The sequence below is a fragment of the Streptomyces sp. MCA2 genome, assembly GCF_023544705.1.
Classification (GTDB): Bacteria; Actinomycetota; Actinomycetes; order Streptomycetales; family Streptomycetaceae; genus Streptomyces; species Streptomyces decoyicus.
In genome coordinates this window covers 1-14,808 of record NZ_JAMJFM010000064.1, presented here as the reverse complement: position 1 = coordinate 14,808, position 14,808 = coordinate 1, and the positions used below count along the sequence as shown (strand labels likewise).

The following is a 14,808-nucleotide window of genomic DNA, read 5'->3' as shown; positions in this document are numbered from 1 at the left end:
CGCCGGCCGCCGCTCCCGGGCGCGGGACATCACGCCACCTCCGAACGGTCCGCTGCCATCCCGGCGGAGTCCAGCAGAGCCGTGCCGACGATGAGGTCGGCGCCGCCGAACTCGGGATCTATCAGCTCCGTGCCGTCGTCCACGGCGAACAGCAGCTGCTGTTCGCCCTGGCGGTAGGCCGTGCCGACCGGCGGGCTGGCGGCGTGTACCGCCAGCAGGGCGACGAGGTAGGGGAGTTCGGGGTCGCCGCGGCGCGCCTCGGCGAGCAGTCCGGAGAGCCTGCGGGGTGCGTCGGCGGGCAGGTCGAGCAGCGCCATCGCGGAGTCGAGCTGCGCCTCGCTGAAGCGGCTGTCGTCGGGCGTCGCCACCAGGTCGGGCTCGGGCATCTCGGCGCCGAGGTGCTCGCGCTCCATGGGCGGGGTGAGCAGCACCTCGACGAGATCCCCTATGCGCACGGCCGAGGGGGTGCGCAGGCCCGTGCCCTTGGCGAAGAAGGCGTCGGTGACGCGGATGGCCTGCTCGGCGGGGAGCGGCAGCAGCGGGGCGACGAGCTGGCCGTACAGGTCGAGTCCGGAGCGGGCGGCGGGGGTGGCGAAGGCCTGCCGGTCCTGCTCGGCACGGAAGAGCGGTCCGGCCTCCAGCAGCCGGGACTGGAGCTGGGTGTGGCGGCGGATGCAGTCCTTGACGATGTCGACGAGCTCGGCGGCGCGACGCTTGTGCTCGGGCTCCTCGGTCTCGTCCCGGGCCTTGCGGATGTTCGTGAGGATGGCGTTCTCGTGGCGGTAGCGGTCCGCGACGTGGTCCAGCGCCTCGTTGATCATGTCCGGGACGGTCTCCAGCCAGTCCACGGCGCGGACGTTGCGGCGGGTGGCGTCCAGGGTCCTGCGCAGCGTCTCGGCGTACTGCACGGTGCGGTAGCGGGCCTGCTCGGCGGCGAGCTGGGCGTCGGCCAGCCGACCGCGGTTGATCAGCACCTCCAGCTTGACCTCGGCGGCGATCTGGGCGCTGGTGACGTCCGTGTCGAGCGCGCCGACCAGGACGTTGACGGCTTCGTCGGTGGCCCGCAGGAAGACGCTGCCGCCGGCGCCGGGGACCTCCTCGATGAGCTTGAAGTCGTAGTCGCGGCGGACGTACTGGCCTTCGGTGTCGAAGGTGCCGTAGACGGCACGGAAGCCGCGGTCCACGCTGCCGACGTTGATCAGGTTCTCCAGCACCCAGCGGGCCACCCGCTCGTGCTCACCCGTGGGACGGCGGGGAGCCTGGGCGGCGACCCGCGGGAGCACCTTCGCCACTATCTCCTCGTGGTCGGCGCCGGTGTCGAAGTCCATGTTGAGGGTGACGAGGTCGATGACGGCGAGCGCCACCTCCGCCATGGCGTAGATCCCGTACTCGCCCGTGAGGTTGGCCTTGCGCACGTCGAGGTCGTGCAGCGGCGCGGTGCACGCGAGGGCGCGCAGCCGACGGGCCAGGCCTTCATCGGCGGCCGGGCCCGGCGCGGGCCGGTTCGGGCCGTTGAGCTGGGGCGCAGCGGCCCCCGGGGCGGAGAAAGTCACGTCGCACAGAGTAGGCGCTCGCACTGACAACGGACGAAACGGCGCGGATCCGCTCATGGGTGGAACCGCTGGTGGAACCGTTGACGGGCCACTCGCCGGACCGGCGCGTCAGTCTACGGCGTGGCCCGCGGCGGCCGGCCGCCAGGTCCCGTGGGCGCCGGTGCCGGTCTCAATGGGTGGCCCCGCCGGCGACGCGCAGGTCGGTGCGGGTGTGCGCGGCGGTGACCGCGATCTCGCGCAGGGCCCTGGCGACCGCACCGACCGGCAGCGACGGCTGGGCGCGGTCGACGACCTGCTCCGGTGCGTAGGGGACGTGGACGAAGCCGCCGCGCAGGTCGGGCAGTTCGGTGGCGATGAGGTGGGCGAGGCCGTAGAAGACGTGGTTGCAGACGAAGGTGCCCGCGGTGTTGGAGACAGAGGCGGGCAGCCCGGCGGCGCGCACGGCCGCCACACAGGCCTTGATCGGCAGGGTGGAGAAGTACGCGGCGGGGCCGCCGGGCACGATCGCCTCGTCGACCGGTTCGGCGCCCGAGACATCCGGGATCCGGGCGTCGTCGACGTTGACGGCGAGGCGTTCGACGGTGATGTCGGGGCGGCCGCCCGCCTGGCCGACGCACAGCACTATCCCGGGGCGGGTCTCCTCGATCGCGGCGCGCAGCACCGCCACCGACGCTCCGTAGACGCAGGGCAGCTCGACGGCGAAGGCCTCGATGCCGGTGGGCGGTTCGTCCGCGGCGGCGCGTACCGCCTGCCAGGAGGGATTGGTGGATTCGCCGTCGAAGGGTGCAAATCCGGTCAGCAGTACCCGGGTCATACGGTCATCCTTGGTGCGATGCGTCCGGTGGTGGGGGAAGCGAACAGGGTCGGGGGCACGGTGCCGTGGAGTGCGGCACCTGTGCCCGGAGCCGGCTCAGAAGGCGAACAGCGCCATGATCAAGATATTGCAGCCCAGCAGGACGCCCGCAGTGGGCAGCTGCGCCTTGATGGGCCCGTACTGGTCCTTCAGTTCCAGCAGGGCCGCCGGAACGATGTTGAAGTTGGCGGCCATGGGGGTCACGAGGGTGCCGCAGAATCCGGCGAGCATGCCGATGGCCAGGACGGCGGCGGGGTTGCCGTCGAAGTGGCCTATGAGGACCGGCCAGCCGACGGCCGCGGTCATCACGGGGAAGGCGGCGAAGGCATTGCCCATGATCATGGTGAACACGAACATGCCCACGCAGTAGACGACGACCGCGACGTAGAGCGAGTCCTCGGGGAGTACGGAGGTGGCGATCTTGCCGACCTGGTCGCCGACGCCGGAGACCTGGAAGATGGCGCCCAGCGTGGCCAGCATCTGGGGCAGCAGCATGGCCCAGCCCATCGCCTCCAGCATGGAGCGGCCGGACTGCACGGGCACGGAGATCCGCTTCTCGCGGAGCATGATCATGCCGACGACGAGGGCGACGACGGCACCGATCCCCAGGCCCAGGATGGTTTCGCTGCCCTCCTGGAGGACCGGCTCGCCCCCGAAGGACAGGTGCTTGACGCCGATGGCGCAGGCCATGGCGACGGCCGGGATGGTGAGCGCCGGGACGAACAGCTTGTTGCCGAGCTTGGCGGCGCTGGCGGTGCGCTGTTCGGGGGTGGTGGTGCGCGGGGTGCCGCGCCCGGTGAAGCCGAAGCCCGCCAGACAGGCCATGACCAGCACCGCGGCGCCCAGCGGCTCGGCCGGTGCCTGCTTGGTGACGACCCAGCTGCTGTAGATGAAGCCGGCGCCGATCAGGCCCCAGAAGGCTCCGGTGCCGAAGCGCTTGGGGTTGCTGCGGTCGGTGACCATTTGAGAGGCCATCACCAGGAAGCTGAGGCCCACCAGCCAGTAGAACCACTCTGCCTTGATCACTGGGCGGCCTCCACTGCGGCGGTGTTGTGGACGTGGGCGGTGAGCAGTTCGCGTTCCAACTGGCGGTCCAGGCGCAGCAGTCGCCAGCCGTGGACCACGAAGGCGCACAGGGCGGTGGGGATCGCCCACAGCGCGAGCTGGAGCGGTTCGAGGTGGGTGCCGTAGGTGGTGTTGACGAAGCCGGTGATCAGCAGGATCGAGCCGACGGCGAGGAAGACGTCCTCCCCGAAGAAGAGGCCGATGTTGTCCGCGCTGGCGGAGAACGACCTGACCTTCTCCCGTGTCCGGTCCGGGAGTTCGCCGTATTTGCGCTCGGCCGCGCCCTCGGCCATCGGGACGGCGAGCGGGCGGACGGTCTGGGCGTGGCCGAAGACATTGGTCAGCCCGACCGCGGCGCCGATCTGCCGCAGACCGAGGTAGAGCGCCAGGAAACGTCCGGTGGTGAGCTTGGCGAACCGGGCGATGAGGTTACGGGCCTGCTCCTGGAGGCCGTAGCGCTCCAGGAGGCCGATGACCGGGAGGGTGATCGCGAAGATCGTCACCGCCCGGCTGCCGGCGAAGCCATCGCCGAACGCGGCGAGCACCTTTCCCGGCGACAGCCCTCCGAGGAGGCCGGTCGCGATGCCGGCCACCCCCACGACCAGCAGGGGATTGCGTTTCGTGGCGAAGCCGATCACGACCACGAGCACGCCGAGGAGCACGATCATGGATCCGCCTTCCGCGTACGGGGGACCCCACGGGGCCCACAAGGAGATGAAGAGATTGCAGCGGAGGCTAGGCGATTGTTCAACGATCCGACAAGGGGTGTGCGCGGACGGATCTCAAGCCACCCCCGCGGCGCAAGCCCGCGCGCTCCCCGCGACGGCTCACACCGCGGGCCTCACCCCTCCGCGATGCGCTGCGCGTACGCTCCCGACAACTGGCTGCGCGAGTCCTCCAGGTAGGACAGCAGCAGCCGTTCGGCTTCGGGGGCGTCACCCGCCTGTAGCGCCTCGACAATCTGGCGATTACGGGTCAAATAGGGCGCATGGAAGCGCCGGGGGTCGGCCATGACATGGAAGACCAGCCGGAGCTCGGCGAGCACCGCCCGCATCAGCTCATCCGTGCGCGGACTGCCCGCCAGGGCCACGACGCCCTGATGGAAACGGATGTTGGCCGTCGAGAGCGCCTGCCACTCCCGGTCCCCCGAGGCGGCCTCGCCGGCCTCCACGGCGGCCTCGATCGCCGCGACGGCCGCGGTCACACCGGGGCCGTAGGGCCCCTGCCCCAGCCCCCGCACCGCCGCACACTCCACGAGCATCCGCACCCGGTAGATGTCCTCGAGATCCTCGACCGTCACCATCCGGACGAACACCCCGCGGTTGAGCTCGTGCACCAGCAGCCGCTCGTGCGTCAGCAGCCGGAACGCCTCCCGCAGGGTGTTGCGCGAGACGCCCAGCGCACCGCCGATGCTCTCCTCCGAGAGCCGGGCGCCGGGCGGGAAGTAGCCCTCGGTGATCCGGTCGCGCAGGATGTCGGCCACCCGCTCGGCCGTGCTGGAGCGCCCCAGCAGAGCGCGGTCCCCTTCGAGGCCCGCGACCTCGGTGAGCCGCCACTGATCGTTCTTCGCCGCGCCGCCCGCCATACCGCTCCCCGCTCTCGCGCCGTACCGGGCGGCAGTCGAGGCCGCCCCGGTGTCGTGTGAGCGAAAGTCAATCCCAGATGGGGGAACAAAACAACGCATCCTCTCCCGGATACAGCCCACCTCTTGTCGGATCGTTCAACGATCCTCTACGTTGTCGTCCATGCCGGTCGGCTCGAGTTGCCCTTGGGGGAGAGCCACTACGGATACGGGCCGGCCGGTGCGGAAGCCCCCGCCCACCCCGCCCCCGAAGCGGCCGGCGCACCCCGCACTCCCACCCGGCACCGAGCACCTCTCGAACGGATACACATGAGCGACGGCCCGGAGACCCCTTCCGTCATCGACCTCAACGCCGACCTCGGGGAAGGCTTCGGCCGCTGGCAGCTCACCGACGACGAGGCCCTGCTCTCCGTCGTCACCAGCGCCAATGTCGCCTGCGGCTTCCACGCCGGTGACCCGGCCACGATGCGCAGGGTGTGCGAACTGGCCGCCGAGCGCGGCGTGGTCATCGGTGCCCAGGTCTCCTACCGCGACCTGGCCGGCTTCGGCCGCCGCGCGATGGACGTACCGCCGGACGAGCTGTCCGCCGAGATCACCTACCAGATCGGCGCGTTGGAGGTCTTCGCGCGCGCCGCCGGTGCCCGCGTCGGCTACGTCAAACCCCATGGCGCGCTCTACAACCGCTGCGTCCACGACGAGGAGCAGGCCGCTGCCGTCATCGACGGCATCAGCGCCGCCGGCGGCAGCCTGCCGGTCCTCGGCCTCCCCGGCTCCCGGCTGCACGAGGCCGCACAGCGGGCCCACCTCCCCGTCGTCGGTGAGGCGTTCGCCGACCGCGCCTACACGGCCGAAGGCACTCTGGTGCCGCGCCGTGAACCGGGCGCGGTGATCCACGACGCCGACGAGGTGGTCAAACGCGCCCTCGGCATGGCCCGCGACCGCACCGTCACCTCGCACGACGGCCGGCACGTCGGCATCACGGCCCGCTCGCTGTGTCTGCACGGCGACACCCCCGGCGCCGCGGACCTCGCCCTGCGCGTACGGTCCGAACTGGCCGCGGCCGGGGTGCACATCCGGAGCTTCGCATGAGGCCGCTGCCGGTCGGTGAACACGGCCTGCTCATCGAGCTGGACAGCGCCGAGGAGGTCGAGGCGCTGCACGCCGAATTGCTGCGCCGGGCCGCCGACGGCGCCCTGCCGCCGGTGCGCGAGATCGTCCCGGCCGCCCGTACGGTGCTCCTCGACGGCCTCGCCGACCCCCGCGGGCTCATCGCCGAACTCGCCGCCTGGGACATCCCGCCGCTCACCGCCGGCGACCGGCCCGCCGTGGAGATCCCGGTCCGCTACGACGGCCCCGACCTCGCCGATGTGGCCGCCCTGTGGGACATCACCCCCGAGGACGTGGTGCGGCGGCACTCCGCCACGGAGTTCCATGTCGCCTTCTGCGGCTTCGCCCCCGGCTTCGGCTATCTGACCGGACTGCCCGAGCCGCTGCACGTACCGCGCCGGGACACGCCCCGTACGAAGGTCCCGGTCGGCTCGGTCGCCCTGGCCGGCCCGTACACCGGTGTCTACCCGCGCTCCTCCCCCGGCGGCTGGCAGCTGATCGGCACCACCGACACCGTCCTGTGGGACCCGCGCCGCGAACCGGCGGCGCTGCTCACGCCCGGCACCCGTGTCCGCTTCGTCCCGCAGGAGACCGCCTGATGACCGACCGCGCCTTCTCGGTCGTCCGGGCCGGTGCGCTCACCACCGTCCAGGATCTCGGCAGGCCCGGCCACGCCCACCTCGGTGTGCCGCGGGCCGGCGCCCTCGACGAGCCGGCGCACCGCCTCGCCAACCGCCTGGTCGGCAACCCCGAGTCCGCCGCCACACTGGAGACCACGCTCACGGGCTGCGCCCTGCGGGTCCGTACGGCCACCACCGTCGCCGTCACGGGCGCGCCCTGCCCGGTGACCGTCGACGGCCGCCCCGCCCCCTGGGGCGCCCCGGTCCGCGTCCCGGCGGGCGCCGTCCTGGACGCGGGTCCCGCCACCCACGGTCTGCGCTCCCATCTCGCCTTCGCCGGGGGCATCGACACCGAACCGGTCCTCGGCAGCCGCGCCGCCGATCTGCTGTCCGGTCTGGGCCCCGACCCGCTCACCGATGGCGCGGTCCTTCCCCTGGGCGAGCCCCACGGCCCGCCGGCCACCGCCGACGCGGTCCCGCACACCGGTCCGGCGACGGAGCTCCTCCTGCCGTTCCTGCCCGGCCCCCGCGACGCCTGGTTCACCGACGCCGGTCTGCACACCCTCGCCACCGGCCGCTTCCGGGTCTCCCCGGCCAGCAACCGCATCGGCCTGCGCACCGAAGGCCCGCCCCTGGAGCGCGCCCGGACCGGCGAACTGCCCAGCGAGGGCATGCCGCTGGGCGCCCTCCAGGTCCCGCCCAACGGGCTGCCGGTGCTCTTCCTCCACGACCACCCCACGACCGGCGGCTATCCGGTCATCGGCGTCGTCCCCGAGCGCTACCTGGCCCCCGCGGCCCAGGCGGTACCGGGGACGCCGGTCCGCTTTCTCCGCATGCGGTGAGCGGTCCGCGGGGCTGCCGGGAAGTGCCGCGAGGTGCCGTCGTGCGGCTGCGGCTGCGTCGTGGCCGGTCGCGCAGTTCCCCGCGCCCCTCTGGGACGCCGGGCGGCCGTCAGCCGCCCTCCGGCGCCCCGTAACCTCCGCCGCCCGGTGTGCGCAGCACCAGCACATCGTCCACGCCGACATCCGCCGCGTCGCAGCCCGCCAGTTCCTCGCGCGAACCGTCGGCCCGTTCGATGGAGTTGGCGCCCAGCGCACCGGGGGCGCCGCCCGCCATGCCGTACGGCGCGACCCGGCGGTGGTTGGTCAGCAGGGCCACGGTCATCGGCTCCAGGAAGCGCAGCCGGCGCTCGACACCGCAGCCGCCGTGCCAGCGGCCCGTACCGCCGCTGCCGGAGCGGATGGCGAAGCTGTCGACGCGGACGGGGTAGCGCCACTCCAGCACTTCGGGGTCGGTCAGCCGGGAGTTGGTCATATGGGTCTGGACGGCGTCCGCGCCGTCGAAGCCGTCACCGGCGCCCGAACCGCTGGCGACGGTCTCGTAGTACTGCACCCGGTCGTTGCCGAAGGTGACGTTGTTCATGGTGCCGGAGCCCTCGGCCTGGACGCCGAGCGCGGCGTAGAGCGCGCCGGTGACCGCCTGGGAGGTCTCCACATTGCCCGCGACGGTGGCCGCCGGAAAGACGGGGGCGAGCATCGAGCCCTCCGGGATACGGACCTCGACGGGCTTGAGGCAGCCGCTGTTGAGCGGGATGTCGTCGGCGACCAGGGTGCGGAAGACGTACAGGACGGCCGCCATCACCACCGAGCTGGGCGCATTGGCATTGCCGGGCTGCTGGGGCGAGGTGCCGGCGAAGTCCAGTACGGCGCCGCGGGCGGCACGGTCGACGGTCAGCGCGACATGGATCTCGGCCCCGCTGTCGGTCTCGTAGCGGCAGCTGCCGTCCGACAACCGCGCGATGATCCGCCGGACCGATTCCTCGGCGTTGTCCTGGACGTGCCCCATGTAGGCCTGGACGACATCCAGCCCGAACTGCTCGGTCATCCGCCGCAGTTCCTGGATGCCCTTCTCGTTGGCGGCGATCTGGGCGCGCAGGTCGGCGAGGTTCGCGTCCGGTGCACGGGAGGGGTACGGGCCGGCGGCGAGCAGCTCGCGGGTCGCGTCCTCGCGCAGCTCGCCGTCCCGCACCAGCAGCCAGTTGTCGAAGAGGATGCCCTCCTCCTGGATGGTGCGGCTGAAGGCGGGCATCGAGCCCGGGGTGATGCCGCCGATCTCGGCGTGGTGGCCGCGGGAGGCGACCAGAAACAGCAGCTCGGCCCCCTCGGTGTCGAAGACGGGAGTGACGACGGTGACGTCCGGGAGGTGGGTGCCCCCGTGGTACGGGTCGTTGATCGCATACACATCGCCCGGCCGCATCTCGCCGGCGCGGCGCCGCAGCACCTCCTTGATGGACTCCCCCATCGAGCCCAGGTGCACGGGGATGTGCGGGGCGTTGGCGATCAGATTGCCGTCGGCGTCGAAGAGGGCACAGGAGAAGTCGAGGCGCTCCTTGATGTTGACGGAGTGCGCGGTGTTCTCCAGGCGGACGCCCATCTGCTCGGCGATGGCCATGAAGAGGCTGTTGAAGACCTCCAGCATCACCGGGTCGGCTTCGGTGCCGACCGCGACCCGGTCGGTGCGCGGCCGGGCCCGGGTCAGCAGGAGGTGCCCGCCCTCGCCCATGGCCGCCTGCCAGTCCGGGTCCAGGACCGTGGTCGCGTCCTCCTCGGCGATGACGGCCGGGCCGGTGAGGGTGTCGCCGGGGCGCAGGTCCGTGCGGCGGTAGAGGCCGGTGTCCTGCCAGCGGCCGCCCGCGTACATCCGGACCGTGGCGGCGGGCGCCGGCTCCCCTTCGCCGCCGCCGGACGGCGCCTCGTAGCCGCCCGCGCCGCCGGCCGCGCCCAGCGCCTCGACCGACACCGCCTCGGCCACCAGGGGTTTGTCCATGGTGAAGGCGTAGCGCTCGCGGTGTGCCCGGACGAATTCCGCGGTCATGGTCTCGGCGTCGGCCAGCGGGACGCCGATGGTGGAGTCGGTCCCGGCGTAGCGGATCAGCACCCGGGCCCGAGTGCTGACCGACTCGTCCGGCACCCCGTCGTCGAGGAGTTCGCGCCGGGTCTGTCCGGCGAGGGCCTCGCACACCTCGTGCACCCGGCCGACGGCGTCGGGGTCGGTGAACTCCGCCTCGACGGCCTGCTCGCGCATCGCGGTGGCGTCGGCGACCCCGATGCCGTACGCCGAGAGCACCCCGGCCAGCGGCGGGACGAGCACCGTGTCGATGCCCAGCGCGTCGGCGACCCCGCAGGCGTGCTGACCGCCGGCTCCGCCGAAGCTGGTCAGGACGTAGCGGGTGATGTCGTGGCCGCGCTGGACGGAGATCTTCTTGACGGCGTTGGCCATGTTGAGCACCGCGATGTCGAGGAAGCCGGCCGCGACCTCCTCGGGGCCGCGGTCGTCGCCGGTCTCGGCGGCGGCCCGCGCGGCCAGCTCCGCGAAGCGGGTGCGCACGATGCCGGCGTCCAGCAGCTCGTCGCCGTCCGGCCCGAACACCGCGGGGAAATGGGCGGGCTGGATGCGGCCGAGCATCACATTGGCGTCCGTGACGGTGAGCGGTCCGCCGCGCCGGTAGCAGGCCGGTCCCGGGTCCGCGCCGGCCGAGTCGGGGCCGACCCGGTAGCGGCGGCCGTCGAAGTGGAGCACGGAGCCGCCGCCGGCCGCGACGGTGTGGATGTTCATCATGGGGGCGCGCATCCGCACGCCCGCGACCTCGTTGCCGAAGACCCGCTCGAACTCCCCGGCGTAGTGCGACACATCGGTGGACGTGCCGCCCATGTCGAAGCCGATCACCCGGTCGTGGCCGCCGCCCGCCTCGGCAGCCGTACGGACCATGCCGACGACGCCGCCCGCGGGACCGGACAGCACCGCGTCCTTGCCGCGGAAGTGTGCGGCCTGCCGCAGTCCGCCGTTGGACTGCATGAACATCAGCCGGATGCCGGGGAGTTGGGCGGCGATCTCGTCGACGTACCGGCCCAGGATCGGGGAGAGATAGGCGTCGACGACGGTGGTGTCGCCGCGCGGCACCAGCTTCATCAGCGGGCTGACCTCGTGCGAGCAGCTGACCTGGGCGAAGCCGGCCCGTCCGGCCAGCTCGGCGACGGCCCGCTCGTGCTCGGCATGGCGGTAGCCGTGCAGCAGGACGACGGCGGCGCTGCGCAGGCCGTCCGCGCGGGCCTGGATCAGCGCCCGGCGGACCTCGTCCACGTCCAGCGGCCGGACGAGCTCGCCCTGGGCGCCGATCCGCTCCGGTACCTCGATCACCCGGTCGTAGAGCGCTTCGGGCAGCACGATCCGGCGGTCGAAGATCCGCGGCCGGTTCTGGTAGGCGATCCGCAGCGCGTCCCGGAATCCTTCGGTGGTCAGCAGCACGGTCGGTTCGCCCTTGCGCTCCAGCAGGGCGTTGGTGGCGACGGTGGTGCCCATCTTGACGACGGAGACCCGCTCGGCGGGCACCGGTTCGTCCGGGCCGAGCCCCAGCATCATCCGGATACCGGCCACCGCGGCGTCCCGGTAGCGCTCCGGATGGTGCGAGAGCAGCTTGCCGGTGACCAGCCGCCCGTCCGGTCGCCTGCCGACGACGTCCGTGAACGTGCCACCGCGGTCGATCCAGAACTCCCAGCGTCCGGTCATCCTGTCATTGTCGCAGCGCCCTTCACCATCGCAGGGGCTGTCCGCGCCGGGTCACCGTCCGGTTCGGCCAGGGCGGCGAGCGCACCGCGGGTGGCCCGCTCGGCCGCGTCGTCCAGCAGCCGCCCGGATCCGGCCAGACCGTGCCGGCACTCCTGGAGCGCCAGGCCGAGCAGACCGGGCAGCAGATCCGTGCAGCGGTCGGCGACCCAGCGGGTGCCGCGGGTCGCCATCCACCGGGCGGATCCGGCGCGGGTCGGCGGCGGACCGTCGAGGGTGAGCGCGGGCGGCGGTCCGACGCCCACGCCGGCGGCGGCGAGCGCCGTGTGGAAGCCGCGGGCCAGCAGCCGGTGGCCGCGCTCGGCGGGGTGCAGCCGGTCCACGCTCCAGGAGGCCCGTTCGGCGACCCAGGGGTGCTCGGCGAGGTGCAGATGCACGCCCTGGTAGCGGGCGGACACCGCATGGACGACGGTGTTCACGGCGCGCATCCGGCGGGCCAGCGGGCGGGCCAGCGGCGCGGGCAGCCCCAGCATCCGGCCCGGATCGGGCAGACACGCCGTCAGCACCACGGCCCCGTCGGCGCTCAGCGCACCGTGCGCCCGGTCCAGTGCGGCCGCGACCCGCTCGATGGCGAAGGCCGCACGCAGGGTGTCGTTCGCCCCGACGACCAACGACGCGAAGCGCGGTGCGAGCTCCCGCGCCACGGGCAGTTGCCGCTCGGCCAGCTCCGCCGCCAGTGCCCCGCTCCGCGCCAGGTTCACCAGCTCCACACCGCCGGGACGCTCGCCCAGCGTCCCGGCGAGCAGGGCCGCCCAGCCCCGCCAGCCGCCGCCCGGTACGGGGTCGCCCAGGCCCACGGTGAGCGAATCGCCGAGCGCGACAAAGCGGGCCGGAGCCGGGCCACCGCCGCCGCCCGGCACCTGCTCCGGTATCACCGCTCCCTCGGATCCCACCGTCACCACCCGCCCAGCGGGCCGGCCGGGGACGGCCAGGACGTGGCGGCGACCGGCCTGCCGAGCGGTGCGGGCGCGTCGTGCGCCGCGAGGAAGGCATCGACGGCGGGCTGCCAGCCGTAGCCCTCGGCACGACGGCGGGCGGCGGCCCGCCGGGCGGGCTCGGGCCGGGCCAGGACCCGCTGAACGGCATCGGCGAACGAAGGCCCGTCGTCGAGCGCCGTGTCACCGCCGCTGCCGACGAGACCCGCCAGCGCCGAGGCCGCACTGGCGACCACCGGCGTGCCGCAGGCGAGCGCCTCCAAGGCGGCCAGCCCGAAGGTCTCGGCCGGGCCGGGCGCCAGTGCGACGTCGGCACCGGCCTGCAACGCGGCGAGCCGGGACCGGTCGGCGAGATGTCCGAGGAACGCCGCGGGCAGCCGCTCGGACCGCGCCCGGGCCTCCAGCCGTGCGCGCAGCGGCCCGTCACCGGCCACCACCAGCGTCGCGTCGATCCCGCGGCGCCGCAGCTCCGCCAGTGCGTCCAGGGCCCGCCCGGGACGCTTCTCCTGCGACAGCCGGGAGCAGAGCAGCAGCAGGACCTCCGCCCGGCCCGCCCAGCGCCGTCGCAGCTCCGCGCTGCGGCAGTCCGGGTGCCAGGCGACGAGATCGACACCGAGCGGAGCGCGCACCACATTGCGCACACCGGCCCGGGTGAACTCCGCCGCCGCCCAGTCGGTGGTGCACACGACGCGGCTGTAGGCGTGCGCCGTACGGAGGTTGAGCCGGTCCGCGGCGGCGCGGGCCAGCGGCCGCGGTACGCCCCAGGTGCGCAGCACCCCGTCGACGCTCTCGTGCGAGACCATCACCGCGGGCACCCGCGCCCGGCGCGCCCACTGCCCCGTCCAGCGCAGCGTCGTCCGGTCGGAGACCTCCAGCCGGTCGGGGGCCAGCGAGTCCAGCAGCCGCTGGAGCCGGCGGCGGTCGGTCAGCAGGCGGTAGCCGCCGCTGCCCGGCAGCTCAGGACCCGGCACGGTGATCACCCGCCCCTGCGCGGTGACTTCGTCGCGCAGGCCGGCCGTCCCGCCCGTCCCCGGCGGTCCGGGGACGATGAGCACCGGCTCGTGCCCGGCGGCCCGGTAGCCCGCGCCCAGTTCACGCAGCGCGGTGCGCAGACCGCCGGAGGCCGGGGTGACGAAGTTGGCGATCCGGACGATCCGCAGGCCCGCCCCGGTGGTGCGCCGCGCGTTCATGCCGCCACCGCCGTCCGGCCGCTGAGCACGGCCTCGTAGTGGCCCAGGAGCTGGTCGCCGACCGCCGCCCAGGTGCGGTCCGCCACGGCTCTGCGGGCCGCGGCACCGTACCGGACCCGCAGGTCGGCGCTGCCCGCGAGCAGGCGTACCGCGTCCCGGAACGCACCGCCGTCGCCCGGCGTCACCAGCAGCCCCGTACGGCCGTGGTCCACCAGGTCGAGCGGACCGCCCGCCCGCGGCGCCACCACCGGCACACCGGAGGCCATCGCCTCCTGCACCGTCTGGCAGAACGTCTCGTACGGCCCGGTGTGGACGAATACGTCCAGCGAGGCGTAGAGCCGGGCGAGTTCGTCCCCGGTCCGGCGGCCGAGGAAGCGGGCCTCCGGCAGCGCGGTGCGCAGCCCGGCGGCACTGGGCCCCTCGCCGATGACGACGGTGCGTACGCCCGGCAGCCGCGAGGTCTCGGCCAGCAGCCGGACGTCCTTCTCCGGCGCGAGCCGTCCCATATACCCCACCAGCAACTCCCGCCCCGCGGTCAGCGAACTGCGCAGCACCGCGTCGCGCCGCCCGGGGTGGAACCGCTCGGAGTCGACGCCGCGCGGCCACAGATGCACCCGCGGCACACCGTGCTCGGTCAGGTCCAGCAGCGCCGCGCTGGAGGGCGCCAGGGTGCGGTCGGCGGCGGCGTGCACCGCCCGGATACGGCGCCAGGCCGCGGCCGCGCCGCCGCCGAGGTAGGTGCGGGCGTAGCGGCCCAGATCGGTCTGGTAGACGGCGATCGCGGGCACCTGGCGGCGGGCGGCGGCCGCCATGCCCCGGGCCCCGAGGACGAAGGGGCTGGCGAGGTGCACGAGATCGGGGCGGTGCCCGTCGAGCGCCGCGGACAGCCGGCGTCCGGGCAGCGCGATCCGCACCTGCGGGTAACCGGGCAGCGGCATGGAGGGCACACGGACGACGGGGCAGGGGCTCTCGTACGTACCGGCGGCCGGCGCAGCGCCACCGAGCGGTGCGATGACGAGCGGATCGTGGCCGCGCCGGACGAGATGCCGGGCGGTTTCCAGGGCGCAGTGGGAGACGCCGTTGACATCGGGCGGGAAGGATTCGGTGACGAGGACGACACGCATACCGCTGTTCTCGGCGCACCGTGCGTGGAGGGGACCAAGGGGATCTTTCCTACCGGGGAACGTTCCGCTGCGCTTTGCCTTTGGCCCCACGTTTTCGGCTGTCCCGCCTTAGTTGTTGCTCGCCGTTGCGCCTGCGGCGGGCCGGTCCGCTGCGCG

The 14,808-nt window shown here is 73.6% G+C and carries 12 protein-coding genes; 3 read left to right on the top strand and 9 right to left on the bottom strand.

Translation table 11 applies throughout. The features are described from left to right. Positions 1-29: 29 nt before the first annotated feature. The 5 genes from M8I34_RS35750 to M8I34_RS35730 all read right to left on the bottom strand — a co-directional run bounded on the left by M8I34_RS35750 (position 30) and on the right by M8I34_RS35730 (position 5,056). A complete protein-coding gene (locus tag M8I34_RS35750; RefSeq protein ID WP_374211030.1) occupies positions 30-1,553 on the bottom strand; it encodes a hypothetical protein in 1,524 nt (507 codons plus the stop codon). A 169-nt stretch (positions 1,554-1,722) separates the two neighbouring features. Then, complete coding sequence (pcp, locus tag M8I34_RS35745; RefSeq protein WP_250056932.1) at positions 1,723-2,367, bottom strand: pyroglutamyl-peptidase I; 645 nt, start codon at positions 2,365-2,367, stop codon at positions 1,723-1,725. Between the two features lie 96 nt (positions 2,368-2,463). Next, on the bottom strand, positions 2,464-3,432 hold the full coding sequence (locus tag M8I34_RS35740) for a DUF979 domain-containing protein (protein ID WP_250056930.1): 969 nt from the start codon (positions 3,430-3,432) through the stop codon (positions 2,464-2,466). Next, a complete protein-coding gene (locus tag M8I34_RS35735) occupies positions 3,429-4,139 on the bottom strand; it encodes a DUF969 domain-containing protein (protein ID WP_244416255.1) in 711 nt (236 codons plus the stop codon). Before M8I34_RS35735 ends, M8I34_RS35740 begins: the two co-directional genes overlap by 4 nt. 173 nt (positions 4,140-4,312) lie before the next feature. Then, entirely contained in the window at positions 4,313-5,056 is a 744-nt protein-coding gene (locus M8I34_RS35730; RefSeq protein ID WP_250056928.1) for a GntR family transcriptional regulator, read from the bottom strand. A gap of 306 nt (positions 5,057-5,362) precedes the next feature. Here M8I34_RS35730 and M8I34_RS35725 point away from each other — a divergent pair, with 306 nt between their 5' ends. From M8I34_RS35725 to M8I34_RS35715, 3 genes are read left to right on the top strand one after another with little or no spacing between them, the layout of a single operon-like run. After that, the gene (locus M8I34_RS35725; protein WP_250056926.1) at positions 5,363-6,142 is read left to right on the top strand and encodes a LamB/YcsF family protein; all 780 of its coding nucleotides are present in this window, start codon (positions 5,363-5,365) and stop codon (positions 6,140-6,142) included. Further along, a complete protein-coding gene (gene pxpB, locus M8I34_RS35720) occupies positions 6,139-6,759 on the top strand; it encodes a 5-oxoprolinase subunit PxpB (protein WP_250056924.1) in 621 nt (206 codons plus the stop codon). Before M8I34_RS35725 ends, pxpB begins: the two co-directional genes overlap by 4 nt. Beyond that, entirely contained in the window at positions 6,759-7,622 is an 864-nt protein-coding gene (locus M8I34_RS35715; protein WP_250056922.1) for a biotin-dependent carboxyltransferase family protein, read from the top strand. The genes pxpB and M8I34_RS35715 overlap by 1 nt, the downstream gene beginning before the upstream one ends. A 109-nt stretch (positions 7,623-7,731) precedes the next feature. On the opposite strand, the gene M8I34_RS35710 is transcribed toward M8I34_RS35715, so the two are convergent. Genes M8I34_RS35710 through M8I34_RS35695 form a run of 4 tightly spaced genes read right to left on the bottom strand, consistent with a single transcriptional unit; the run spans position 7,732 to position 14,652 of the window. Beyond that, positions 7,732-11,346 (bottom strand): hydantoinase B/oxoprolinase family protein, encoded by a 3,615-nt coding sequence (locus tag M8I34_RS35710; RefSeq protein ID WP_250056920.1) that lies wholly within the window; start codon positions 11,344-11,346, stop codon positions 7,732-7,734. Next, positions 11,343-12,263, bottom strand: a complete 921-nt coding sequence (locus M8I34_RS35705; protein WP_250056971.1) for an SGNH/GDSL hydrolase family protein — start codon at positions 12,261-12,263, stop codon at positions 11,343-11,345. The genes M8I34_RS35710 and M8I34_RS35705 overlap by 4 nt, the downstream gene beginning before the upstream one ends. A 35-nt stretch (positions 12,264-12,298) precedes the next feature. Further along, positions 12,299-13,528: a glycosyltransferase gene (locus M8I34_RS35700; protein WP_250056918.1), complete on the bottom strand. Its 1,230-nt coding sequence runs from the start codon at positions 13,526-13,528 to the stop codon at positions 12,299-12,301. Then, positions 13,525-14,652 (bottom strand): glycosyltransferase family 1 protein, encoded by a 1,128-nt coding sequence (locus M8I34_RS35695; protein ID WP_250056916.1) that lies wholly within the window; start codon positions 14,650-14,652, stop codon positions 13,525-13,527. The genes M8I34_RS35700 and M8I34_RS35695 overlap by 4 nt, the downstream gene beginning before the upstream one ends. Between the last annotated feature and the right edge of the window lie 156 nt (positions 14,653-14,808).